Genomic DNA, 23,599 nt, shown 5'->3' on the forward strand with positions numbered 1-23,599 from the left:
CGTTCGCGCCCCGGAGGGTCGGCTGCCGCAGAATGGAGGCATGACGAGCGGGGAGCGGGCCCGGTACTGGCAGTACCCCGAGCTGCCCGGGGTGGACCTGCTGCACGCCCGCTACGTCCGCAAGGTCTTCGCCCGGCACACCCACGAGACCTTCGTCCTCGCCGCGGTCACCGAAGGCGTCGAGGCCTTCCACTACCGCGACGACCTGGTCCGCACGGGCCCGGGGCAGGTCGCCCTGGTGAATCCCGACACCCCGCACACCGGGCACGCGGGCGTGCCCGAGGGCTGGACGTACCGGACGATCTACCCCGACGCGGAGATCGTCCGGTCCATCGCCGCCGACGTCCTCGCACTGCGCGGCTCGGTCGGCTTCACCTCGCCCGTCGTCGACGATCCCGCCGCCGCCCGGCTCGTCGTCGGCGTCCACCGGGCCGCCGAGGAGGGCAACGCGCTGGCGGCCGACAGCATGCTCCGGCTGGTCACCGCCCGGCTGCTGCGCGGCCACGGCGGGCAGGTCAGTCCGCTGCCGCCGCGTACGGCGGGCGGGCGGAACGCGGCACGCGCGCGTGCCGTCCTGGAGGACCGCATGGTCGCGCCGCCGACCCTGGAGCGCCTCGCCACCGACCTGGGCACCAGCCCCTTCGCGCTGCTCCGGGCCTTCCGGGACGCGTACGGGATGCCGCCGCACACCTGGCTCACCGACGCCCGCGTGCGGCGGGCACGGCGACTGCTGGACGCGGGGACGACACCGGCGGCCGCTGCCGCCGCCGTCGGCTTCACCGACCAGTCGCACCTCAGCCGCCACTTCACCCGGAGCGTCGGGGTGCCGCCGGGCGCCTACCAACGCGCGCGTGGCACGGGGGGCCGGGTGTCCTAGCCACTGCCCTCCCCGGCCACGTACGCGGAAGGCACCGTTCCGTCGGGAACGGAAGAGGGTCCGCCTCGAGCGGCCCGGGTACGCGCGCGGGGAGGCCGGTGGCGGGGCCGTAGGTCTCCGTTCGGCCCGAGTAAGCGGGTGGGGTCCCCGGCACCTGTCCAGGGGGGCGTATGCGCCCTTTCGGCCGGATCACGCGCGCGAGGGCCCGTCCCGGGGTCCGTCACGCTCCACGACCGCCCCGACCCGGGCACGCGCGCGCGAGGGATCCCCTTCGGGCGCCCGCCGCAAGAACGTACAAGACCCGGCCGACGACACTGCCGTACCGTCCCTGACGTGGCAGAACAGACAGCACCTCCCGTCATACGCGACGGAGCACCCGGCGAGACATCCCCCACGGCACCGGGCGGGACGCCCGACGCGGCGCACGGCATACCCCGAGCGGCATCGGCCGAGCCCGACCCGACACCCGCCAAGCCCGACGCGGCCGTCGTCCGCGACGCCCTCGGTGTCGGCGTGGCCGTCGGCCTCTCCGGCTTCGCCTTCGGCGTGACCTCCGCGGGCTCCGGCCTCAGCGTCCTCCAGACCTGCGTCCTCAGCCTCCTCGTCTTCACCGGGGCCTCGCAGTTCGCGCTCGTCGGCGCCCTCGCCGCGGGCGGCAACCCCTTCACGGCCGCCGCCGGAGCCTTCTTCCTCGGCACCCGCAACGCCTTCTACGGCCTGCGGCTCTCCCAGCTCCTCGCCGTGCCGAGGGCCGCCAGGCCGTTCGCCGCGCACTGGGTGATCGACGAGACCACGGCCGTAGCGCTCGCCCAGCCCTCCCGCAGGGCCGCCCGGATCGGCTTCACCGTCACCGGCCTCACCCTGTACGTCCTGTGGAACGCGACCACCCTGCTCGGCGCCCTCGGTGCCGAGGCGATCGGCGACACCGACGCCTGGGGGCTCGACGCGGCCGGTCCCGCCGTCTTCCTCGCCCTGCTCGCCCCCATGCTGAAGTCCACGACCGAACGGACCACCGCCGGGCTCGCCGTCCTGCTCGGCCTCGGGCTGCTGCCCTTCCTGCCCGCCGGGGTCCCGGTCCTCGCGGCGGCCCTCGCCGCGCCCCTGGTGCTGTGGTTCCACGGCCGCCGCACCGGCCCGCCCGCCGGGACGGAGGACCCCCGATGAACGTCTGGATCGCCATCGCCCTGACCGCCGGCGGGTGCTACCTGCTCAAACTGCTCGGGCTGCTGGTCCCCGCCGGGGCCCTGGAACGGCCGCTCGTACGGCAGCTCGCCGCGCTCCTCCCCGTCGCGCTGCTCGCCGCGCTCACCGCCCAGCAGACCTTCGGAGCGGGTCACGACCTGGTCCTCGACGCCCGCGCCGCCGGAGTCGCCGCGGCCGCCGTCGCCCTGGTCCTGCGGGCCCCCTTCCTGGTGGTCGTGGCCGCCGCCGTACTCGTCACAGCAGGGGTACGGGCCCTGGGCGGGTGAGGACAGGGCGGGCGGCGACCGGCCCCGCGGGGGGCTCCGTGCCCGCGCGGCCGGAGCCCCGCCGCCCGTCCCCTCCCGTCAGCCGATGGCGCGGCCGTGCGCCCGCAGGACGCGCAGGGCCTCGACCGTCACGATCGGACGCCACTCCAGGGCCGAGCCGGGGGCCCAGGCGCGCCAGCGGATCGGCCAGCCCCCGTCCGGTCGCTGGTCGGCCGCGAGCCGGTCGAGCGAGCGGGCCATCTCGTCGTCGGTGAACCAGCGCGCGGCCAGCGAGCCGGGCACGCGCGCGTAGTCGTGCGGATGGTGCAGTTCCCCGGGCGCGTACCCCTCCGGCACCGGATACTCGGCCTCCCGGTCCGGGTCCAGGACGGCGAGGCGCTGTTCGCGCACGAGCCGCCCGAGGCGGGCGGCGGCCGCCTCCGCGCGCGCGTGGTCCGGTGCCCCGTCCAGGAAGGCGACCGCGGCCTCGATCTCGTACGGATGCGACTTCTTCAGCGATTCCACGGCCGCCCAGCAGTACTCGGTGGCCCGGAACAGCCACGCGTGCCAGACCTGGTTGCGGTGCAGCAGGCCGACCACCGGGCCCGTGGTGAGCAGCGCGCTCGGCGGGGAGTCGACGACCGGGACGAAGGGCGCCGACGGGTAGGGGCGCTGGGACGGGTGCACGGCGGGCAGTGCGCCGTCGGGGGAGGACACGGCGGTGAGGTAACGGCAGATCCGCTCCGCCCGCAGCCCGCCGCAGCGGCCGATCGAGTCGAGGACGCGCAGCGCGTGCGCGGTGTGCAGCGGCTGGCTGACCGGGCCGCGCAGATCGGGTTCCAGGGCGTGCCCGTAGCCGCCGTCCTCATTGAGGTACGACGCGAGGGCCGTCTCGACCTGGTCCGCCCCACCGTTCAGGAAGTGGTGGGCGAATCTGCGCTGTTCGAGGACGCGGGCCGTCAGCCAGACGAAACGCTCGGCGCGGGCCAGGGGAGTCGCGGGCGGGGCGGGGAGTGGTTTTTCGGCCATGCTCCGACCGTAGAGCGGAACGCCGTGGTGACAAGGCTCACGGAGCGGGCTGCACTCTTGGGAGCGGGATACTGGCGTCATGCGGTTGACGATTTTCTGGGAGCGGATGGCCGACCACTTCGGTGCGTCGTACGCCGAGTCCTTCGCGCGTGACCATGTGATGGCGGAGCTGGGCGGCCGGACGGTGCGCGAGGCGCTGGACTCGGGCTGGGAGGCGAAGGACGTGTGGCGGGCCGTCTGCGCGGCCGTCGGCGTACCGGCCGACAAGCGCTGACGGGGGCCGGAGAGCCCGGCGGATGGCCCGGGGAACCCCTGTCCCACGGGGGGTGACCGGGGTGATGTGAGGGGGCCCGGGTGGAATGTCCGTGCGGTGCGCGAGACTGGCGGGGTGGCTCCGACTGACGAATCCGACGTGACACGACCGAACACATCCCGCGAACCCGGCGAATCTCCCGGACCGGCCGCCCTCCCGGCTCCGGTCGACGGGGGCGCCGACGGCGGTGCGACACCCGTGCCCGCCGGTACGGCGGCGGTCGGCGGCGGGCGCGTCGCCACGCAGGCCGCGCCGGACGGTCCGGGGACCCCCGGAGGCGTACCGGACGTGCCCGCCGGGGCCGGGCCCGACAGAGCCCGGACCGCCGGGAGCCTGCCCGTCGAGCGGGGCGGGTCCGTCGACGAGCGGGGTGTCCCCGCCGGGCAGGCCGCGCGGATGCCGCGCTGGCTGCCCCGCGCGCTCGTCCTCGCCCTGGCGCTCTACTCCTGCTTCCTCCTCGGCAACTGGGCCTTCCACCAGCTCATCGGTCTCCTCGTCAACATCCTGCTCGCGTTCTTCCTCGCCCTGGCCATCGAACCGGCGGTCGGACGGATGGCGGCCCGGGGGATGCGGCGGGGACTCGCCACCTTCCTCGTCTTCCTCACCGTCATGGTCAGCGGCATCGGCTTCGTCGTGCTCCTGGGGTCGATGCTCGCCGGGCAGATCGTGGACATGGTCGAGAACTTCCCCGAGTACCTCGACTCACTGATCAACTGGATCAACCAGAACTTCCACACGGACCTGTCCCGTGTCGAGGTCCAGGACAGCGTCCTGAGCTCGGACTGGCTGCAGAAGTACGTGCAGAACAGCGCCTCCGGCGTCCTCGACGTCTCCACCACCGTCCTCGGCGGCCTGTTCCGGCTGCTGACGATCTTCCTGTTCTCGTTCTACTTCGCGGCCGACGGACCCCGGCTGCGGCGCGCGCTCTGCTCCGTCCTGCCGCCCGCCCGGCAGACCGAGGTGCTGCGCGCCTGGGAGATCGCCGTCGACAAGACCGGCGGCTATCTGTACTCGCGCGGGCTCATGGCCCTCATCTCGGGCGTCGCGCACTTCGTGCTCTTCGAGATCCTCTCCGTGCCGTACGCGCCCGCGCTCGCCGTCTGGGTCGGTCTGGTGTCGCAGTTCATCCCGACCATCGGCACCTATCTGGCCGGTGCCCTGCCGATGCTGATCGCGTTCACCGTCAACCCCTGGTACGCGCTGTGGGTGCTCGGCTTCGTGGTCGTCTACCAGCAGTTCGAGAACTACGTCCTCCAGCCGAAGCTCACCTCCAAGACGGTGGACATCCACCCGGCGGTGGCGTTCGGCTCCGTCATCGCGGGCACGGCGCTGCTCGGCGCGGTCGGCGCCCTGATCGCGATCCCGGCCGTGGCGACCCTCCAGGCCTTCCTGGGCGCGTACGTGAAGCGGTACGACGTGACCGACGACCCGCGCGTCCACGGTCACCGGCGGTACGGCGAGGCCGTCGTCGCCCGGTTGCAGAAGGCCCTCCAGCACAAGAAGGAGCCGGCGCCGGAGGAACCCGCCAGGGAAGGCTGACCGGCGGTCTCCGCGACGGGGTCGCCGACGGTCCCGCACGGGACCGGTCCCCGCGCGCGTGGGGCGGCCGTGCCGGGGCCGTAGGGACGACGGCGGCCCCGTTACGCGCGGCCGTAGGGACGACGACGGCCCCGCTTACGCGCGCGTGCTGCCGACCGGGACCGGACCTCCCGGGCCGTGACCGACCTCGACCCCGCTACGCGCGCGTGCTGCCGACCGGGTCGTCCACGAGCGGGTTCGGGACCGGCAGGTAGTGCGGGGCGGTGCCCTCCGCCCCGATCCAGCGGGAGAGCAGGTTCGCCTTGCCGGGGAGGGTGGGCGCGGCGAGCAGCCCGGCGACGTCGGGCGACCCGGGCAGCCGGCCGTCGCGCTCGAACTCCTCGCGGGCCCGCGCCCACAGGGCGGGCGCCGATCCCGGGAAGCGGTCGTCGAGGGCCCCGGCGACCTCGGAGAGGTTGTTGACCACCAGGCAGTAGACGAGCCGCCGCCAGGCCGCCTCGGGGGGCGTCTCGGGCACGGTCTTGGCGCCCTCCGCGTCACGGAACACCGACTGCACGGGGACACCCAGGGAGTCCACGGCGATCAGGGTGTTCTGCAGATGGCACTCCACGACCACCCCGAAGCGGGTGAACACCTCCAGGACCGGTCCGACGACCCGGCGCAGATACGCCGACCACCACGACAGGGGATCGGTGACCCGGTCGAGGGGATTGCCGGGGAAGCCCTCCACGAGCGCCGCCGCGAGGACCGCCGTCGTACCGGGTGACAGATGACGGTCCAGACCGTCCCTGACGAGTACGGCGCAGGTCTCGAAGAGCCCGTCCACCGTGCGGTAGCCCCGGTCGCTGAGCCAGGCCGACGGCCCGCCCACGGCGGCGAACGCGGCGGTGACCCGGGGGTCGGTCCGGCGGACGTGCAGCAGCTCGTGACGGCGCATCCGGCGGATGTCGTTGGTGATCCGCACGTCCAGACTGAACTTCAGGAGCAGGTCGCCGCGTGCGCGGGAGCCGTCGCCGGGGACGTACAGGGTGCGCACCGACGAGGTCGGCCGGGCGCTCCCGCGCGTGGTGCCCAGCCGGACGAGACGGCCCTCGGCGAAGGCGGCGCGCAGCCGGGGCGTCCGGGCCGAGAGCTCCAGCTGCCAGGGATGGGCGGGGAGCAGCCGGTAGCCGGGCGGCGCCTCGCCGAGGGCGTCCAGGGCCCCGGTGTCGCCGTCCTCGACCAGGGCGTCCTCGCGTACGCCGAGCAGCACCAGCGGGAACCGGGCGTACGCCTCCGGGGCGTACCGCAGCCACGACGTGGACGGCCCCCAGGAGGTACGGGCCTTGGGCGCCGGATGGTACGGGTGGCCCATGACCAGGGACTGCTCGGAGCGGAGCCAGGGGTCCTCGGGCGGCACGGCCCGGGCACGGGCGGTGAGGAGGGCCCGTACGGCGTCGCGGCTGGCGGCCATCTCGGCGGACAGGGCCGGATTGGAACGGCCGGTGGTGGCCCGCATCTCCTGGGCGGCGAGGTCGGCCAGACCGGCGTGGTCCAGGGCCCGCCAGGACCGGCCCGTCCACAGCTCGGGGGCCGAGGGCCGGTGCCCGGGGCGCACCCGCAGGAGACGGCCGCTGGCGCGGAGGCGGTGGACGCTGTGCCGAGGATCCCGGCCGAGCGGGTCAGCGGACAGCTCGGGCCACGGGTCGTCCCGCTCGCCGTCCGGGGCCGGAGCGGGGTCCGCCGCCTCGCGGAGGAGGCAGTTGAGCAGGGGCGTCACCGCCAGCGCGTCGGCGGCCCGCGTCAGTGTGTTCATCGTTCTCAGTATGTGTGGACCGGGTCATGTGTGGATCGACTTCGACCGCGATAGAACAGACCCATGTGCAGAACCGCCGCGGAGCGGGCCCTCGCCGCCGAGCTCGACACCGTACGGCCCGGGCTGACCGCCGCGTACACCACGGGGCTCCCGGACACGAGGAGCGCGGTGCTGACCCGGCTGTGGCGCGGTCTCGTCCACGAGCCGATCCCCTGGATCACGGCCAGGACGGCCGACCGCGAGGGCGTCACCCTGCGGCTCGCCGACGGGCGGCGGCTGCACGGCCCGCCCTCGGACCCCTGGGCGACGGCCGCGACGGTCACCCGGCTCGACCTGGACGGACGCCCCTTCGACCACCCGGCCGAACTGGTGACGGCCCTCGCCGTCCCCGGAGGCGGGCGGCTGGCCGCCGAACTCGACCACAGCGTCGCCTCGATGGCGCTGTCGCGCACGACGCCCCGCCGGGCCGTCACCGTGCCGCCCACGGCCCCCTGGGACGCGGAACAGACCGACACCGACGGGCACCCGTACCACCCGGGCTGCCGGTCCCGCCCGGGCTTCTCGGCCGCCGAGGAGCTGGCGTACGCGCCCGAGCACCGGCCCGTCGTCCCGCTGCGCCTGGCCGTCGTCGAGGACGCCGCCGTGTCGGGCGCGTGGCCCGACGAACTCCGCGACGGTTCCGCCGTACTGATCCCCGTCCATCCCTGGCAGGCCGAGCACGTGCTGTCCGGGCTCCCGCTGCGCCCCGGCCCGGACGCCCACCCGCTCCTCTCCCTGCGCACCCTCGCCCTGGGCGAGGGCGGCCCGCCCTGGGGCACGCGCGCGTACGGGGAGCGCGACCCGCACGGGAGCACGCGCGCGTACGCGTACGGCGGCGTGCACGTGAAGACCTCGCTGAGCACCCGGCTCACCTCGACCGTCCGGGACATCTCCGCGTACACGGTGACCCGTGCCGTCGCCACCTCCGTGTTCCTCGAAGGACTGGCCGCGCGGTTCGAGGGCCGGTTCCACATCGCCCGTACGCTGGCGGCGGCCGGGGCGGGCACCGCCGATCTGGCGGTGCTCCTGCGGGAGGCGCCCCATGTCCACGCGCGCGTGGCGGCGGGGGAGAGCGTCGTACCGGTGGCCGCCCTGCCCGCGCTGTTCGCGTCCCGCACCCCGGCCGAACGGTTCGATCTGACCGTGGGGTTCGCCCGGCTGGCCCTCGGGGTCTGCCTGGAACTGCTCGACCTCGGAGTGGCCCTGGAGGCGCACGGCCAGAACCTCCTCGTGGTCGTCGACGCCGACGGGCGCCCGTTGCGGCTCGTCTACCGGGACCTCGCCGACATCCGGATCAGTCCCGTCCGCCTCGCCCGGCACGGTGTCGCGGCCCCGCCGCTGACCGGCCGTCTCCTGGACGACGACCCGGAGGTGCTGCGCCGCAAGGTGCTCGGCGGGCTGGTCACCGGTGCGCTCGGCCCGCTGGCCGGGGACGCGCCGACCCTCGGCACGGTCCTGGAGAAGGTCCTCCCGGACCTCGTCCCGACCCCGGACCTGCGCGCCCTGCGCACCGAGCCGCTCCCGGCGAAGGCGCTCACCCTGATGCGGCTGGACCCGGAGGGGCGGGAACGGTGGACCGGGCTCCCCAACCCCCTGGGGACGGCCTCCGGCCACCGCGCGTGACCGGGCGGTACAGCCGTTCCTCACCCGAGGACGGTGCGGGGCACCACCGGGCCTGGAGCGGGTCCCGCCGGACGGGCCCGAGGGTGAGGCCGCCGGGTCGTGCCCGGCCAGTGACGGCCGCCGCGCCCCCGGCCGTCCTCAGACCGCCGTCGGCCCGTCCTCGACGAGAGGGACGCCGAGGCGTCCGGCGACGGTGGCGAGGGCCTCTCCGAGCGGGAGGGCGATCCGGGCGTCGGCGAACTTGTCGCCGCGGGTGGGGTCGCGGTTGACGATCACCACGGGCGTACCGGCGTCGGCGGCCTGACGGACGAACCGCAGCCCCGACATCACCGTCAGGGAGGAGCCCAGCACCAGGACCGAGGAAGCGGCGCGCACCAGTTCCCGGCAGTGTTCCACCCGTTCCACGGGCACGGTCTCCCCGAAGAACACGACATCCGGTTTGAGGTCCCCGCCGCACACCACGCACGGGGCCACCCGGAAGTCCGCGGCCTGCTCGTCGGTGAGATCGGCGTCCCCGTCGGGGTTGATCGCGGCGGGCACCGGGTCGAACCCGGGGTTGGCCTCGCCCAGGCGTTCGGCCAGTGCGCGCCTGGCGCTCCTGTCGCCGCAGCGGAGACAGACGACCCGGTCGAGGCTTCCGTGCAGCTCCACGACCCCGGCGCTGCCCGCCGCCTGGTGCAGACCGTCGACGTTCTGCGTGACGACCCCGCCGAGCAGCCCCCGCCGTCCGAACGCGGCCACCGCCCGGTGCCCGTCGTTGGGCCGGGCCCGCCCGAAGGTGCGCCAGCCGAGATGGCTCCGGGCCCAGTACCGCCGCCGGGCCCCCGCGCTCGCGGTGAAGTCCTGGTACGTCATCGGCGTGTGCCTGCTCAGGCTGCCGCCCGCGCCCCGGTAGTCGGGGATGCCCGACTCGGTCGAGATCCCGGCCCCGCTGAGCACCAGCACGCGGCCGGTGCGCAGGGCCCCGACGACCGGCTCCAGGTCCGTCGTGCCCGGCGGGAGATCCCCGTCCGGGGTCCAGCTGAGCGTGGGGCGCGTGCGCATGACGCCAGAGTACGGAACCTTCCGCCGTCACGGCCCGTCGCGGCCCCGGCCCGTAATCCCTTCAGACGACCGTGGGGTCTTCGACGGGTGCCACGCGCGCGTGCTCGGCGGCCTCGGCGGCGGTGTGGGCGGAGGCGAACGCGAACGCGCGCGGGGACGGCCCGTTCTCCCGCAGGTCCGCCAGCCGCTCCAGGGCCTCGGCGACGGTCGGACGGTGACCGGCGGGCACCCACCACAGCACCAGGTGCGCCGCCGCGTGCCGCTCGAACCAGTCGCGCCGCCGCCGCATCACCTCCAGGTGCCCGCTGCGGTAGGTGAAGTCCCACAGGGCCTCCTGGGTCTCCCACACCGACATGTTGACGATGACGTCCTCACCGGCCGGACGCAGGGCGGTGGCGTCGGCGGCCCCGTCCGCGACGAGGCGCCACACGAAGCCGGGCGCGGCGTCGGCGGCGGCGTTGACCGTGTCGAGCATCTCGACGAAGGGCGCGACACGGGGGTCGTCGAGGGGGTGGAGGAGCGTGGCCACATTGAGCTGGGCGAGGTGCGCGGCAGGCGGGGACGCAGTCATGGCCTCATCCCAGCACGGCGCGGATTTCTATGTCAATCTTGATTGTTTTTAGAATCTTCGACGACGACGCAGCATTCGCCCGGACGGGAGTCCATCCGGGCCCGGACGGCGCCGCCGGTGCCGAGCAGGCCCTCCAGGAGGGCGAGGTTCATGCCGCAGACGAGCGGCGGGAAGCGTTCGGCGACGGAGTGGAAGGGACAGTTGCGCATCCGGACGACGGCCGGGGGCGCCTCCGGCGCCGCCTCCGCCGGTCCGACGGCTCCGGGTGTGACGGGTGCCGGTCCGGTCGCCTCCGGCGCCGCTCCGGGCGCTCCGACGGCCCCGGTGATTCGGTCGCTACCGGCGCCCTCCGTGCGGGCGAGGGTGTCGGCCGGTTCGAGGTGGGGTTCGTAACCCCGTGCGGCCAGGGTCTCCATGGCCTCCGCCAGGCTGCCGCAGGGGGTGGCGGGGCCGCGCAGGGCCTCGCCCCTGCGGCGCGCGGCGGTGCGGAGCTCCACGTCCAGACCGGCCCGCTCGGCGGCCTCGGCGAGCAGTTCGGCGGCGGTGAGGTAGTCCCGGGAGGGCAGGGACACCGCGTGCTCGGCACGCGCGCGCGTGTAGACCTTGGCGGGCCGCCCGGCCCCGGGGCCCGAGCGGCCCGTCAGGCGTCGGCTGCCGCTCTCCAGCAGGCCCGCCCCGGTCAGTCTGTCCAGGTGGTGCGCGGCGAGCGTGCGCGTCACCCCGGTGGCCTCGGCTGCCTCGTTCCGGCCGACCTCGCGGCCCTGGGCCGCCACGTACTCGTACAGGCGGCGCCGGACCGGGTCCTGGAGCGCCGTGATCGCGTCGATGTCCTTCACCACGCCATTCTAGGAACAACGCGGGTTGGCGATAGAGGGTGGCCGATCGGGTGGACGGTGTCCGCGCGGGCGGGTGCGGCGAGATGTGCGTCACTCGGCGGAATGGCGACCGCTCCTGACCGAAAGTCACGCAACGTGTTACGGCGTGCGCGTTCGGTTGGTAAGGATGGGGGTCGCGCTCCCGCGTTCCGTGGAATCCCCTGGGCGGGGGCGCCTATGGGTGCCCGGCGTCCGCCGTGGGCCCGTTTCCTCGGAAAGGCTCTTCCTCATGACTACCGTGACGTCGCCGCTGGCCGGTCGTGCCGTCGGGCTGGCCAACGTGCCCGACCCCGTCTTCGCCGGTGCGATGGTCGGACCGGGTACCGCCGTCGACCCCCCGCGCGAGCCCATCGAGGCCGTGGCCCCCGTGGACGGCCAGGTCGTCTCCATGCACCCGCACGCCTTCGTCGTGATGGACGAGGACGGGCACGGCGTCCTCGTCCACCTCGGCATCGACACCGTCCAGCTGAACGGCGAGGGCTTCGAGTTGCTGGTCCACAAGGGTGACCGGGTCAAGCGGGGCCAGCCCGTCGTCAAGTGGAACCCGGCGGCCGTCGAGGCGGCGGGCAAGTCGCCCATCTCCCCGGTCGTGGCCCTGGAGGCGTCGGCGGAGCAGCTGAGCGGCGTGGCCGAGTCCGGGGAGATCGCCGCGGGTGGTGAGCTCTTCGTCTGGAACTGACCCGCCGGGTACGGGGTGGGGCGTCGCGGTCGCGCGGCGGTGACGCTCCTCGGGGTCAGGTCTGTGGAAGTCCGGTCCGCCGGAGCCGTCCGCGGGGTTCTCGCGGGCGGCTCCGGCGCGCCACGGTCTCGGTCGACGGCGGCATTGGTGTCAGTGGCGTCGGCCGGTGGTGCCGGTGGCTCGGGTGAGTGGATTCCACGACTCCGGCGGACGGATTCCACGGCTCCGGCGGGTGATGTCCGGTGGGACGAATCGTCGCCGACCGGACATCGCCGGGTGGGCTCGATCCGCCTCGGGTGGGGTCGTGTCACGCTTGACACTGAAATCGAACATCCATTCTCATGGAAGTCCGGCCCCTGGAATCGCGGGCTTGTCGGCAAGTTGTCCACAGGCCGGAGGGGACGTCGGAGCCCGTTGTCAGTGGCAGGGGTTAGCGTCTTTCCCATGAAGCGATCGACTCAAGCAAACCGGGTGGAACCCATGGCAGGAACCGACCGCGAGAAGGCGCTCGACGCCGCGCTCGCACAGATTGAACGCCAATTCGGCAAGGGCGCCGTGATGCGCATGGGTGACCGTGTCCAGGAGCCGATCGAGGTGATCTCCACCGGATCGACCGCGCTCGACATCGCGCTCGGCGTCGGCGGCCTGCCGCGCGGCCGTGTCGTGGAGGTCTACGGACCGGAGTCCTCCGGCAAGACGACCCTGACCCTGCACGCCGTCGCCAACGCCCAGAAGGCCGGCGGCCAGGTGGCCTTCGTGGACGCCGAGCACGCCCTCGACCCCGAGTACGCCAAGAAGCTCGGCGTCGACATCGACAACCTCATCCTGTCCCAGCCGGACAACGGCGAGCAGGCCCTCGAGATCGTCGACATGCTGATCCGCTCCGGCGCCCTCGACCTGATCGTCATCGACTCCGTCGCCGCGCTCGTCCCGCGTGCGGAGATCGAGGGCGAGATGGGCGACTCGCACGTCGGCCTCCAGGCCCGGCTGATGAGCCAGGCGCTCCGGAAGATCACCAGCGCGCTCAACCAGTCCAAGACCACCGCGATCTTCATCAACCAGCTCCGCGAGAAGATCGGCGTGATGTTCGGCTCGCCGGAGACCACGACCGGTGGCCGCGCCCTGAAGTTCTACGCCTCGGTGCGCCTCGACATCCGCCGTATCGAGACCCTCAAGGACGGCACGGACGCGGTCGGCAACCGCACCCGCGTCAAGGTCGTCAAGAACAAGGTCGCGCCCCCCTTCAAGCAGGCCGAGTTCGACATCCTCTACGGCCAGGGCATCAGCCGTGAGGGCGGTCTGATCGACATGGGCGTGGAGCACGGCTTCGTGCGCAAGGCCGGTGCCTGGTACACGTACGAGGGCGACCAGCTGGGCCAGGGCAAGGAGAACGCCCGCAACTTCCTGAAGGACAACCCCGACCTCGCCGACGAGATCGAGCGGAAGATCAAGGAGAAGCTGGGCGTCGGCGTCCGGCCCGATGCCGGGAAGACCGACGCGGCGGACGCGGCCGCGAGCACCGACGCGACCGGTGCGGACGACGCGGCCAAGACCGCCCCGGCCGCCGCTGGCAAGACCGTGAAGGCGGCCAAGGTCACCGCGGTCAAGAGCTGAACCGGTGACCGGTCGTACCGAATGGCCGGGTGACAGTCCCGACTCGTCGAGGGCCGAGAAGGAACTGTCACCCCAGGAACCGGCTGAGCGGGCGCGGGCGATCTGCCTGCGCCTGCTCACCGGGAGCCCGCGCACGCGCAAACAGCTCGCCGACGCGCTCCGCAAGCGGGAGATCCCCGACGAGGTGGCCGAGGAGGTCCTCTCCCGCTTCGAGGACGTCGGACTCATCGACGACGCCGCCTTCGCCGGGGCCTGGGTGGAGTCCCGGCACCACGGCCGGGGGCTCGCCCGCCGTGCCCTCGCCCGGGAGCTGCGGACCAAGGGCGTCGAACCGGCTCTCGTCCAGGAGGCGGTGGGGCGGCTCGACTCCGAGCAGGAGGAGGCCACGGCCCGCGAGCTGGTCGACCGCAAACTGCGCTCCACCCGTGGCCTGGAGCGCGACCGGAGACTGCGCAGACTCGCCGGGATGCTCGCCCGCAAGGGCTACCCGGAGGGCATGGCCCTCAGGGTCGTCCGCCAGGCGCTGGAGGCGGAGGGCGAGGACACGGACGGGCTCGACGAGTCCTTCTGATCTCGGGGGAAGATCAGAAGGACCCGGGGAGCCCGTCCGGAAGGCCGGTGAGGATCCACGACCGCACCGGAAGGCCGGGCCGGTCGTTTCCGCCGTCGCCCGTCGCCCGTCGCCCGTCGCCCGTCGCCCGTCGCCCGTCGCCCGTCGCCCGTCGCCCGTCGCCCGTTGCCCGTTGCCCGTTGCCCGTTGCCCGTTGCCCGTTGCCCGTTGCCCGTTGCCCGTTGCCCGTTGCCCGTCGCCCGCGGTCTGCCCGCAGCCCGGGGTCCTCTGCTCGGCTTCGGGTGGTTCAGCGGGCTGGGGTCGGCGGCTGAGGGGACTTGCTGTCGTCCCCTCGGCTCCACCCGCCACGGCGGGTGTCCGTCAGGGCGCGGGCTTGGGGAGGAGGACCGGGAGGCCCGCCGCCTTCCACGCCTGGAAGCCGCCGATCAGGTCCGTCGCCCGGTGCAGGCCCAGACGGCGCAGGGACTCCGCCGCGAGGGAGGAGGCGTAACCCTCGTTACACAGGACCACCACCCGCAGGTCGTGGCTGTCCGCCTCCGCCGCGCGGTGGCTGCCCAGGGGGTCGAGCCGCCATTCCAGCTCGTTGCGTTCCACGACCAGGGCGCCCGGGATCAGACCGTCCCGTTCGCGCAGGGCCGCGTAGCGGGTGTCCACCAGGAGCGCGTCGCCCGCTTGGTACGCCCCGTACGCGGCCCGGGGCTCGATCCGGTCGATACCCGCCCTGACCTGTTCCAGGAGTTCGTCGATGCCCACACGTCCCGTGCTCACTGCCAGTCCTCCGGACGCTCGACCTGCTCAAGACGGAGCACCGCGCCCGTCCGGCTGAACCGCCGGATCAGGGGGAGCGGCGGATAGTAGGCGTGCACCGACACCGCGTGGGTGTCGGAGGACTCGTTGAGGACCTCGTGCACATGGTGGCGGCCGAAGGCGCGGCCACCGCCCTCCGGGAGATGGCGGGAACGGTCGAGGCCGTCAGCCAGCTCCAGGGTCTTCCAGCCGGTCGCGGGCAGCCGGACGGCGAGCGCGTTCTCGGTCAGCGTGCCGTGCGCGGTGGCGAAGGCGCCCAGTGATTCGGCGTGGTCGTGCCAGCCGGTGCCCGTGCCGGGTGGCCAGCCGATCAGCCATGCCTCGCTGCCGCCGGGCCCGTCGAGCCGCACCCAGGTGCGGCCCTCGGGGTCGAGCGGCAGGGAGTCGACCAGTGCCCGGTCGGCGGCGGTGCGCCGTACGAAGTCGAGGAGGTCGGCCTCCGTCGGCCTGCGGGAAACACCCGGCGGGCCCACCGCGCCGGAAACGACGGCGGTACTGGCGGTGGAGACCGGGGCGGGACCGGGGGAGGGGAGGGAGCCGGGCGCGGGGGCGCCGGCCGGATTCGGGAGGTGCGCGGGCGCGGTGGAAGACATGGGTGACCGTCCTGGGTTCGCCGAGGGCGCGCGACGGCACGGCACACGGACGGGAGCCGGGTGGCGGCGGGGCGCGCGGGGAAATGGAGAGCGAGATCAGCAGGACGGGCGACACACGCAGCCCGCGTAGCGGACGAGGTCCATATGGACCCTCCGCCACAGGCGCGCATAGGTGTCGGTCACGTTCCGGAGTACACCATGCGCGCCGGTGGGAATCAACGCGTGTCCGCTGTGCGGTCACTCCCCGTGGACACGCCCGCCTTCGCGTCGGCTTTCACGTCGGACTGTGCTTCGGCCTTCGCTCCGCTCTTCGACTTCTTCCTCGGGCCGTTCCCGGTGCCGCTTCTGGCACCCGCCCCGGTGCCGCGCCCGGCACCGGTCCCGCTGTCGGCGTCCGGTCCGGTGCCGGACCCCGCGTCCGCCCCTGCCCCCGCCCCTGTCCCCGCACCCGTCTCTGCCGCGGGCTCCGTGCCGGGCTCCGTCTCGGAGTGCGGCGAGCCGCCGCGTACCGCGTCCGCCGCCGCGTACAGCTCCTCGGGGCGGACTCCCGAGAAGGCGGCGACGAGGTGCCCGTCGGGCCGGACGAGCAGGACGGCGTGGGCCGGTGCGCCCGGGTACGCCTCGGTGACCAGGACCTCCGCCTTCGCGGGGAGCGCGCGTACCGCCTCTTCGAGCCGGGGCATCACGCCCGCACCCCGCCAGTGCCGCCGGTCCCAGACCCCGGTGCCGGGGGCGACCAGGAGGACCAGGAGACGGCCGTGGCCGAGCCGGTCCCTGAGCCGTACGGTCGTGCCGTCCGGCGCGGTCACCCGTACGTCCTCGACCGGGGCGCCCGTGGGGGTGCCGACCGGGACGCGCCCCTCGGTCGGCTCCGGGGCGAGAGGGGAGTGGGGGTGCGCGGGGGGTGCGCCGAGCGGTCCGCGTCCCACGTGTCCGTCGGCGAGGAGGGCGTCGTGGCCGCGCCCCGCCCCGGGGAGGTAGGCGCGCAGTCCGCCGCCGCCGCGCAGGGCGGGCAGCGACTGGTCCGCCGCGCGCAGCCGGTCGGCGACGGCCGGGCGGCGTTCGCTCTGGTAGCTGTCGAGGAGCCGTTCCGAGGCGCCGTGGTGCCAGGTGTGGGCGAGTTTCCAGGCCAGATTGTGGACGTCCCGGAAGCCCTCGTCGAGGCTCTGGGTGCCGACCGCGCCCAGCAGATGGGCCGCGTCCCCGGCGAGGAAGACCCGGTCGACGCGCCAGCGGCGGGCCAGCCGGTGGTGCAGCGTGTACACGCCGGTGTCGATGAGTTCGTACGGCGGCGTCACCCCCTCGCACCACCCGGCCAGGGTCTCGCGGATGCGGGCGACCAGGGCGTCGGGAGTGACGAGGTCACCGCGCGGCGGCAGCAGCCAGTCGATCCGCCACACCCCGTCGGGCAGCGGCCGGGCGGTGATCTCGTCGGGCGCGCCGCGCCATGGCGGCTGACGGTGCAACAGGGCCTCGCCGGGCCAGGGGAGTTCGGTGCGGAGGGCGGCGACGGCGTGCCGTTCGACGGCGGTGCGGCCGGGGAAGCGGATGCCGAGCAGCTTCCGTACGGTCGAGCGGGCGCCGTCGCAGCCGACCAGATGGCTGCCGCGCCACCAGGTGCCCCCGGGGCCCCGGGTGTGGGCGATCACGCCGTTCCGGTCCTGCTCGATGCCGTCGAGCCCGGCCCCGGTGACGACGGTGACGAGATCCTGCCGGGAGAGGGCGTCGCGCAGCCCCCGGGCGAGGGCGTGCTGGGGGATGTGCAGCGGCGCGGCCGGGGCGGAGGGGGCCTCGGGGTCCTCGGACCACTCCTCCGTACCGCCGAGGCCCAGGTCGAGGGTGAGGTGGCGGACCAGTTGGCGGCGGCGCACCCCGCGCCAGCCGACCCAGCGGAGGCCCTCGTCACGGAGGGTGGTGCAGCCGAGCCGTTCGACCATGGCGGCCGTGTCGGCGCGCAGCACGACGCTGCGGGCGGGACGGGGCTCGTCCTTGCCGTCGCCCTCGTCGAGGACGACGCTGGGCACGCCCTGCGCGGCGAGCGCGAGGGCGAGCGCGAGGCCGACCGGCCCCGCGCCCACGATGATCACCGGGTCCACGGCGCGGCTCCTGAAGGCCGGACGGTCATGAGGGCAGCACAGTCGAGTGTGGCACGAGCCCGGTGGTTGATCACAGAACGTATGCAACCCACTGAGGGTGCTTGCGTCAAGCGCCGGGCTGGGCGCGGTGCGGCTGACCTCGGGTCAGTACCGTTCCGGCCCAGCCCCGTTGCTCCGGGGGCCGGTCGGGTCAGGCGCCGGTGACGGCTTCCGACTTGGGTTCGGGCGCTCCGGCCTGGGCGGGAAGGACGACCGCGCCGGACTTCCCACCGCGCCGCAGCCGCTTCTCCAGATACCCGGCGAGGGTGGTGAGGAGCGAGTTGAGGGCGATGTAGATCAGGGCGATGACGGTGAAGGTGGCGATGGTGTTGGCGCCGTAGTTGGCGGTGATCTGCCGGTTCTGGCTGAGCAGCTCCGTGAAGCCGAGGAGGGCGCCGCCGAGCGCGGTGTCCTTGACGATCACGACGAGCTGGCTGACCAGGGCGGGGAGCATCACGGTCACGGCCTGCGGGAGCAGCACGGACAGCATGGTCTGGCCCTTGCGCATCCCCAGCGCCACGGCCGCGTCGCTCTGGCCTCGGGGCAGCGACAGCACACCGGCCCGTACGACCTCGGCGATCACCGAGGCGTTGTAGAGGACGAGGGCGGTGACCACCGCGTACAGCGGACGGAAGTCGGAGCTGACCGGGGTGAACTGCGCGTACACGGCGCTGGCGAACATCATCAGGAGCAGCACCGGGATGGCGCGGAAGAACTCCACGACCGCGCCGACGGGCACCCGTACCCAGCGGTGGTCCGACAGCCGGCCGATGCCCAGGGCCGCGCCGAGCGGCAGCGCGATCAGGATGGAGAGCGCGGCGGCCTTGAGGGTCTCGGTGAGACCGGGCAGCAGATACGTCGTCCAGACCCGGGAGTCCGTGATGAACGGGCTCCACTTGTCGGCCGCGAGCTGGTTCTTGTCGGCCAGGGCGGAGAGCACCCACCAGCCGATCACCGTGAGGACCGCGAGAAAGACGATCGTGAAGACCACGTTGAGCCGCTTGGCGCGGGGCCCGGGAGTGTCGTAGAGGACGGAGCTCATCGCTTCACCGCCAGTCGTTTGGCCGCCCAGCCCAGGATGAGGCCGGTGGGGAGGGTGAGGATGAGGAAACCGAGGGCGAAGAGACTGAAGACGGCGAAGAGCGCGTCGGCCTCGTTCTCGATCATCTCCTTCATCAGGAACGCCGCTTCGGCGGCGCTGATCGAGGCGGCCACGGTGGTGTTCTTGGTGAGGGCGATCAGGACGTTGGCGAGCGGGGTCACCGCCGCGCGGAAGGCCTGAGGGAGCACCACCAGGGTCAGCACCTGGACGAAGTTCATGCCCAGGGCGCGGGCGGCCTCGGCCTGGCCCGGCGGGACGGTGTTGATGCCGGAGCGGATCGCTTCGCACACGAACGTGCCGGTGTAGGCGACCAGTCCGAGGATCGCGAGCCGGAATCCGATGGTGGTCGAGTCGTTGGCCCCGAGCGTGATGCCGAGGGTCTGATCGAGCACCAGTGAACAGGCGACGATGACGACGGTCAGCGGTGTGTTGCGGACGAGGTTCACGTAACCGGTGCCGAAGGCCCGCATCAGCGGGACGGGGCTGACCCGCATGGCGACGAGGACGGTGCCCCAGACCAGCGAGCCGACGGCCGAGTAGAGGGCGAGCTGCGCCGTCACCCAGAAGGCGCCGAGCAGGTCGTACTGCCCGGAATCAAGAAAGTCGAACACGATGCCCGCGCTCTCCCCTGGTGGTCGGTCGGTGTGGAGGGCCGGTGCGTGGGCAGCGGCCGGTGCCGGTGCGACGGCCGCCCCGGTTGGGGGCGGCCGCCACTGCCGGGGTGCGTCGGATCAGCTCGCGACCTTCGGCGCGAGCTCGTACTTGTAGCCGGAGGGGCCGAAGTGCTGCTTGACGAGCTTCTCCCAGGTGCCGTCGGAGACCATCTTCTCCAGCGCCTTGTTGATCTTGCCGCGCAGCTCGTCGTCGCCCTTCTTGAGGCCGATGCCGTAGTTCTCGTCGCTCATCCGGAGGCCGACGAGCTTGAACTTGCCCTGGTTCTCCTTCTGCGCCGCGTAGCCCGCGAGAATGGAGTCGTCCGTCGTGAGCGCGTCGACGCGCTTGTTCTCCAGGCCGGTCAGGCACTCGGAGTAGCCACCCAGCTGGCGCAGGTCGGCCTTCGGGGCGAGCTTGTCGCGGACGTTCTGCGCGGAGGTCGAGCCGGTGACCGAGCAGAGCTTCTTGGCGTTGAGGTCCTCGACCTTGGTGATCGAGTTGTCGTCGGCGCGCACGAGGAGGTCCTGGTGGGCCAGGAAGTACGGACCGGCGAAGTCGACCTCCTTCTTGCGCTTGTCGTTGATCGAGTAGCTGGCGACGACGAACTTGACGTCACCGTTCTTGATCAGGTTCTCGCGCTCGGCGCTGGGCGCCTGCTTGAAGTTGATCTTGTCCTCGGCGAAGCCGAGCTCCTTGGCCACGTAGCGGGCGACGTCCACGTCGAAACCGGCGTACTTGCCGTCCGGGGTCTTCAGGCCCAGGCCGGGCTGGTCGAACTTGATGCCGACGTTGATCTTGTCGCCGTTGCTGCCGGAATCGGAGCCGGTGCCACAGGCGGAGGCGGTCAGGGCGAGGACGACGGCGGCCGCGGCGGCGGCGGAGGTGCGACGAAGCTTCATCGAGGAATGTCCCTTGGTCGAGAAGTGAGTGGGGAAGAACAGGCTCGAACTCACTCAGTGGTGAAGGATCTTGGAGAGGAAGTCCTTGGCCCGGTCGCTGCGCGGGTTGCTGAAGAACTCCTCGGGCGTCGCCTGCTCGACGATGCGGCCGTCCGCCATGAAGACGACCCGGTTGGCGGCGGAGCGCGCGAAGCCCATCTCGTGGGTCACGACCACCATCGTCATGCCGTCCCGGGCCAGTTGCTGCATGACCTCCAGGACCTCGTTGATCATCTCGGGGTCGAGCGCGGAGGTCGGCTCGTCGAACAGCATGACTTTGGGGTCCATCGCGAGCGCGCGGGCGATCGCCACGCGCTGCTGCTGACCACCGGAGAGCTGTGCCGGGTACTTGTCCGCCTGGGTGCCGACGCCGACCCGTTCGAGCAGGGCGCGGGCCTTGGTCTCGGCGGCCTTCTTCTCCGTCCTGCGGACCTTGATCTGGCCCAGCATCACGTTCTCCAGCACCGTCTTGTGCGCGAAGAGGTTGAAGGACTGGAAGACCATGCCGACGTCGGAACGCAGCCGGGCCAGCTCCCGGCCCTCGGCGGGCAGCGGCTTGCCGTCGATGGTGATGGTGCCGGAGTCGGTGCTCTCCAGCCGGTTGATCGTGCGGCACAGCGTCGACTTGCCGGACCCGGAAGGTCCGATGACGACCACGACCTCGCCGCGGCTGATCGTCAGATCGATGTCCTGGAGGACATGCAGTGCGCCGAAGTGCTTGTTCACACCGGACAGTACGACCAGGTCGTCCGCGGCGCGCGGGGCGTCCTCCGGCCCCCTGGGCACGGACTTGGACACTGACTCTCCGCTCATCGGCCTCTTGCTCCGTCCTCCTCGGTTGGGGAGGACACTAGAGACCCGATGTGATGACCGTCATCACATCTGAGCGGAAATTGAGGATAACGATCGGGCCGCAACCGGACACTCTGTGTGAAGAGGGCGCTCCGGGCCGTACCGGACGCGGGGCGGAAGCACCACCGTCACCGGGGGACACTTGACGGCCACACCCATGTTCTGTGTTCATGCTCCGGTGGCACCTGGTACACAGAGAGCCGCCATCAGGACATCTTCACGGAGGAGGAGGTACGCATGAGACTGCTGCTCGTCGAGGACGACGACCACGTCGCCGCCGCCCTCTCCGCGATCCTCGCCAAGCACGGCTTCGCCGTCACCCACGCCCGCAGCGGCGAGGAGGCGCTCCAGGCCGTCCTGCCCACCGCACAGGGCGAGCGCCCCTCCTTCGGCGTGATCCTGCTCGACCTCGGCCTCCCCGACCAGGACGGCTACCAGGTCTGCGGCCGCATCCGGAAGCTCACCACCACCCCGGTGATCATGGTGACCGCGCGCGGCGACGTACGCTCCCGGATCCACGGGCTCAACCTCGGCGCCGACGACTACGTCGTCAAGCCCTACGACCCCGGCGAACTGCTCGCCCGCATCCACGCCGTCAGCAGGCGCAACGGCCCCGCCGAGGAGACCCCCGGCGGCGCGCCCGCCGACGGGACGCTGCTGCGGCTGGGCCCCGTCACCATCGAACTGCCCACCCGGCGGGTCAGCGTCCACGGCGAGAGCGTCCCCCTCACCCGCAAGGAGTTCGACCTCCTCGCGCTCCTCGCGCAGCGCCCCGGAGTCGTCTTCCGCCGCGAACAGATCATCAGCGAGGTCTGGCGCACCAACTGGGAGGGGACCGGCCGCACCCTGGAGGTCCACGTCGCCTCCCTGCGCTCCAAACTGCGGATGCCCGCCCTCATCGAGACCGTGCGGGGCGTCGGCTACCGGCTGGTCGCCCCCGCCGCCTGACCGCAGAACGGCCCCTCCGTGCGCACCCGCCTCCTCCCGCTGCTCATCGTCCTGATGGCGGGCGTCCTGCTCGCCCTCGGCTTCCCGCTCGCCGCCAGCCTCGCCGCCGCCGAACAGCAGCGGGTCGTCGTCGACCGGCTCGACGACGCCGCCCGCTTCGCCGCGCTCGCCCAGTTCGTCAGCGAGACCAGCCCCGGCACCGACGAACGGCGTACCACCCTGCGCGGCGAACTCGCCAGCTACCACGACGTGTACGACATCCGTACCGGGATCTTCTACCGCGACAACCGTGCCATGGCCGCCGCCCCCGAGGACTGGGTCGTCCCCTACGACGGGGAGGGCCGGCGCGCCTTCAACGAGTCGCTGCTCGGCCGCCGCAGCCACGACCCGCCGCAGGTCTGGCCCTGGCAGCGCGACGCCCGGCTCATCATCGCCTCGCCCGTCGTCCGTGACGGGGACGTCGTCGCCGTCGTCGTCACCGACTCGCCCACCGGGCCGCTCCGTTCCCGCATCCTGCGCGGCTGGCTGCTGATCTTCGCCGGAGAGGCCGTCGCCATGCTCGTCGCCGTCGGTGCCGCCTTCCGGCTCACCGGCTGGGTCCTGCGGCCGGTCCGCGTGCTCGACTCCGTCACCCACGACATCGCCACCGGCCGGATGAACTCCCGGGTCGCCGCGACCGGCGGCCCGCCCGAACTGCGGCGCCTCGCCTGCTCGTTCAACGAGATGGCCGACAACGTCGAAGAAGCCCTCGAACAGCAGCGGGCCTTCGTCGCCGACGCCTCCCACCAGCTCCGCAACCCGCTGGCCGCGCTGCTCCTGCGGATCGAGCTGCTCGCCCTCGAACTCCCCGAGGGCAACGAGGAGATCGCCTCCGTACGGACCGAGGGAAGGCGCCTCGCCCAGGTCCTCGACGACCTCCTCGACCTGGCGCTCGCCGAGCACACGGCCGCAGAGCTGCGGCTCATCGACGTGGGCGCGCTCACCGCCGAACGGATCGCGTCCTGGCGGCCGGTCGCCGACGACAAGGGGGTCGCCCTCACCGGGGAGTGCGGGGCGGTCACCGCCTGGGCCGATCCGGTCGCGCTCTCCAGCGCCCTCGACGCCGTCATCGACAACGCGCTGAAGTTCACACCCCCGGGAGAAGAGGTCACGGTGGCCGTCGCCCCGGGCCGTACGGACGTCTCCGTCGTCGTCGCCGACCACGGTCCCGGCCTCACCGACGAGGAGCTGAGCCGGGTCGGCGACCGCTTCTGGCGCTCGGGACGCCACCAGAACGTGAAGGGCTCGGGCCTCGGCCTCTCCATCACCCGGGTGCTGCTCACGGCGGGCGGCGGCGGCCTCGCCTTCGCCCCGAACGCACCGCACGGCCTGCGGGTGACGGTCACCGTCCCGCGCCACGCGTCAGAGCGCTTGTCACGGTCATGACCGTGAGTGGCCGCCCTGTAATGGGAACCCCTAAGACCGCGTTTGAGATCTGCCGTGTCCCGTTGCTGAAGGGCTCGTTGAACTCTCTGTGAGCGGCGTTGGGGGTGGGTACCCATCGGACCTGACGG

At 73.0% G+C, this 23,599-nt stretch carries 24 protein-coding genes; 11 read left to right on the forward strand and 13 right to left on the reverse strand.

Going from position 1 to position 23,599, the window contains the following annotated elements; genetic code table 11:
• The first annotated feature begins 40 nt into the window (after nt 1–40).
• The 3 genes from ACIRQY_RS33345 (at nt 41) to ACIRQY_RS33355 (ending at nt 2,346) form a co-directional block, all read left to right on the forward strand.
• On the forward strand, nt 41–877 hold the full coding sequence (locus ACIRQY_RS33345) for an AraC family ligand binding domain-containing protein (RefSeq protein WP_403931943.1): 837 nt from the start codon (nt 41–43) through the stop codon (nt 875–877).
• 333 nt (nt 878–1,210) lie between these two features.
• A complete protein-coding gene (locus tag ACIRQY_RS33350; RefSeq protein WP_403931946.1) occupies nt 1,211–2,041 on the forward strand; it encodes an AzlC family ABC transporter permease in 831 nt (276 codons plus the stop codon).
• A complete protein-coding gene (locus ACIRQY_RS33355; protein ID WP_403931948.1) occupies nt 2,038–2,346 on the forward strand; it encodes an AzlD domain-containing protein in 309 nt (102 codons plus the stop codon). The genes ACIRQY_RS33350 and ACIRQY_RS33355 overlap by 4 nt, the downstream gene beginning before the upstream one ends.
• Nucleotides 2,347–2,424: 78 nt before the next feature.
• On the opposite strand, the gene ACIRQY_RS33360 is transcribed toward ACIRQY_RS33355, so the two are convergent.
• Nucleotides 2,425–3,354, reverse strand: coding sequence for a hypothetical protein (locus ACIRQY_RS33360; RefSeq protein ID WP_403931951.1), 930 nt, complete (start codon nt 3,352–3,354; stop codon nt 2,425–2,427).
• Nucleotides 3,355–3,433: 79 nt separating this feature from the next.
• Here ACIRQY_RS33360 and ACIRQY_RS33365 point away from each other — a divergent pair, with 79 nt between their 5' ends.
• On the forward strand, nt 3,434–3,628 hold the full coding sequence (locus ACIRQY_RS33365; RefSeq protein WP_351791127.1) for a DUF3046 domain-containing protein: 195 nt from the start codon (nt 3,434–3,436) through the stop codon (nt 3,626–3,628).
• A gap of 435 nt (nt 3,629–4,063) precedes the next feature.
• Nucleotides 4,064–5,206 carry an AI-2E family transporter gene (locus tag ACIRQY_RS33370; RefSeq protein ID WP_403931995.1) on the forward strand — a complete coding sequence of 381 codons (1,143 nt, stop codon included), beginning with the start codon at nt 4,064–4,066 and terminating at the stop codon, nt 5,204–5,206.
• A 196-nt stretch (nt 5,207–5,402) separates the two neighbouring features.
• On the opposite strand, the gene ACIRQY_RS33375 is transcribed toward ACIRQY_RS33370, so the two are convergent.
• Nucleotides 5,403–7,001, reverse strand: coding sequence for an IucA/IucC family protein (locus tag ACIRQY_RS33375; protein WP_403931954.1), 1,599 nt, complete (start codon nt 6,999–7,001; stop codon nt 5,403–5,405).
• Nucleotides 7,002–7,064: 63 nt separating this feature from the next.
• Between ACIRQY_RS33375 and ACIRQY_RS33380 the strand changes: the two genes are divergently transcribed.
• The gene (locus tag ACIRQY_RS33380) at nt 7,065–8,663 is read left to right on the forward strand and encodes an IucA/IucC family protein (protein WP_403931957.1); all 1,599 of its coding nucleotides are present in this window, start codon (nt 7,065–7,067) and stop codon (nt 8,661–8,663) included.
• Nucleotides 8,664–8,801: 138 nt separating this feature from the next.
• Here ACIRQY_RS33380 and ACIRQY_RS33385 read toward each other — a convergent pair whose 3' ends face one another.
• The 3 genes from ACIRQY_RS33385 to ACIRQY_RS33395 form a co-directional block, all read right to left on the reverse strand.
• Nucleotides 8,802–9,707 (reverse strand): NAD-dependent protein deacetylase, encoded by a 906-nt coding sequence (locus ACIRQY_RS33385; protein WP_403931960.1) that lies wholly within the window; start codon nt 9,705–9,707, stop codon nt 8,802–8,804.
• Nucleotides 9,708–9,768: 61 nt separating this feature from the next.
• Nucleotides 9,769–10,278 carry a DUF3291 domain-containing protein gene (locus ACIRQY_RS33390; protein ID WP_403931962.1) on the reverse strand — a complete coding sequence of 170 codons (510 nt, stop codon included), beginning with the start codon at nt 10,276–10,278 and terminating at the stop codon, nt 9,769–9,771.
• Between the two features lie 32 nt (nt 10,279–10,310).
• The gene (locus ACIRQY_RS33395) at nt 10,311–11,114 is read right to left on the reverse strand and encodes a helix-turn-helix transcriptional regulator (RefSeq protein ID WP_403931965.1); all 804 of its coding nucleotides are present in this window, start codon (nt 11,112–11,114) and stop codon (nt 10,311–10,313) included.
• Between the two features lie 268 nt (nt 11,115–11,382).
• On the opposite strand from ACIRQY_RS33395, the gene ACIRQY_RS33400 reads away from it, so the two are divergent.
• The 3 genes from ACIRQY_RS33400 to recX all read left to right on the forward strand — a co-directional run bounded on the left by ACIRQY_RS33400 (nt 11,383) and on the right by recX (nt 14,017).
• Entirely contained in the window at nt 11,383–11,832 is a 450-nt protein-coding gene (locus ACIRQY_RS33400) for a PTS glucose transporter subunit IIA (protein WP_403931968.1), read from the forward strand.
• 480 nt (nt 11,833–12,312) lie between these two features.
• Nucleotides 12,313–13,446, forward strand: coding sequence for a recombinase RecA (recA, locus tag ACIRQY_RS33405; RefSeq protein ID WP_403931971.1), 1,134 nt, complete (start codon nt 12,313–12,315; stop codon nt 13,444–13,446).
• 4 nt (nt 13,447–13,450) lie between these two features.
• Nucleotides 13,451–14,017, forward strand: a complete 567-nt coding sequence (gene recX, locus ACIRQY_RS33410) for a recombination regulator RecX (RefSeq protein WP_351791105.1) — start codon at nt 13,451–13,453, stop codon at nt 14,015–14,017.
• Between the two features lie 360 nt (nt 14,018–14,377).
• Here recX and ACIRQY_RS33415 read toward each other — a convergent pair whose 3' ends face one another.
• The 8 genes from ACIRQY_RS33415 to ACIRQY_RS33450 form a co-directional block, all read right to left on the reverse strand.
• On the reverse strand, nt 14,378–14,785 hold the full coding sequence (locus tag ACIRQY_RS33415) for a rhodanese-like domain-containing protein (RefSeq protein ID WP_351791103.1): 408 nt from the start codon (nt 14,783–14,785) through the stop codon (nt 14,378–14,380).
• Nucleotides 14,782–15,417: a cysteine dioxygenase gene (locus ACIRQY_RS33420; RefSeq protein ID WP_403931974.1), complete on the reverse strand. Its 636-nt coding sequence runs from the start codon at nt 15,415–15,417 to the stop codon at nt 14,782–14,784. Before ACIRQY_RS33420 ends, ACIRQY_RS33415 begins: the two co-directional genes overlap by 4 nt.
• 96 nt (nt 15,418–15,513) lie before the next feature.
• Complete coding sequence (locus ACIRQY_RS33425; protein WP_315986099.1) at nt 15,514–15,600, reverse strand: putative leader peptide; 87 nt, start codon at nt 15,598–15,600, stop codon at nt 15,514–15,516.
• A gap of 32 nt (nt 15,601–15,632) precedes the next feature.
• Nucleotides 15,633–17,513: an FAD-dependent monooxygenase gene (locus ACIRQY_RS33430; protein ID WP_403931976.1), complete on the reverse strand. Its 1,881-nt coding sequence runs from the start codon at nt 17,511–17,513 to the stop codon at nt 15,633–15,635.
• A 190-nt stretch (nt 17,514–17,703) separates the two neighbouring features.
• Nucleotides 17,704–18,594: an amino acid ABC transporter permease gene (locus tag ACIRQY_RS33435; RefSeq protein WP_403931979.1), complete on the reverse strand. Its 891-nt coding sequence runs from the start codon at nt 18,592–18,594 to the stop codon at nt 17,704–17,706.
• Nucleotides 18,591–19,265, reverse strand: a complete 675-nt coding sequence (locus tag ACIRQY_RS33440) for an amino acid ABC transporter permease (RefSeq protein WP_403931981.1) — start codon at nt 19,263–19,265, stop codon at nt 18,591–18,593. The genes ACIRQY_RS33435 and ACIRQY_RS33440 overlap by 4 nt, the downstream gene beginning before the upstream one ends.
• A gap of 120 nt (nt 19,266–19,385) precedes the next feature.
• Nucleotides 19,386–20,207, reverse strand: coding sequence for a glutamate ABC transporter substrate-binding protein (locus ACIRQY_RS33445; protein WP_403931984.1), 822 nt, complete (start codon nt 20,205–20,207; stop codon nt 19,386–19,388).
• Between the two features lie 54 nt (nt 20,208–20,261).
• Nucleotides 20,262–21,059: an amino acid ABC transporter ATP-binding protein gene (locus ACIRQY_RS33450; protein WP_403931986.1), complete on the reverse strand. Its 798-nt coding sequence runs from the start codon at nt 21,057–21,059 to the stop codon at nt 20,262–20,264.
• 276 nt (nt 21,060–21,335) lie between these two features.
• On the opposite strand from ACIRQY_RS33450, the gene ACIRQY_RS33455 reads away from it, so the two are divergent.
• Entirely contained in the window at nt 21,336–22,046 is a 711-nt protein-coding gene (locus ACIRQY_RS33455) for a response regulator transcription factor (protein WP_403931989.1), read from the forward strand.
• Nucleotides 22,047–22,064: 18 nt separating this feature from the next.
• A complete protein-coding gene (locus ACIRQY_RS33460; protein WP_403931992.1) occupies nt 22,065–23,471 on the forward strand; it encodes an ATP-binding protein in 1,407 nt (468 codons plus the stop codon).
• The last annotated feature ends 128 nt before the right edge of the window (nt 23,472–23,599 follow it).

Origin of the sequence: Streptomyces sp. NPDC101490, assembly GCF_044767145.1 — a bacterium.
In the GTDB taxonomy this organism is placed as follows: domain Bacteria; phylum Actinomycetota; class Actinomycetes; order Streptomycetales; family Streptomycetaceae; genus Streptomyces.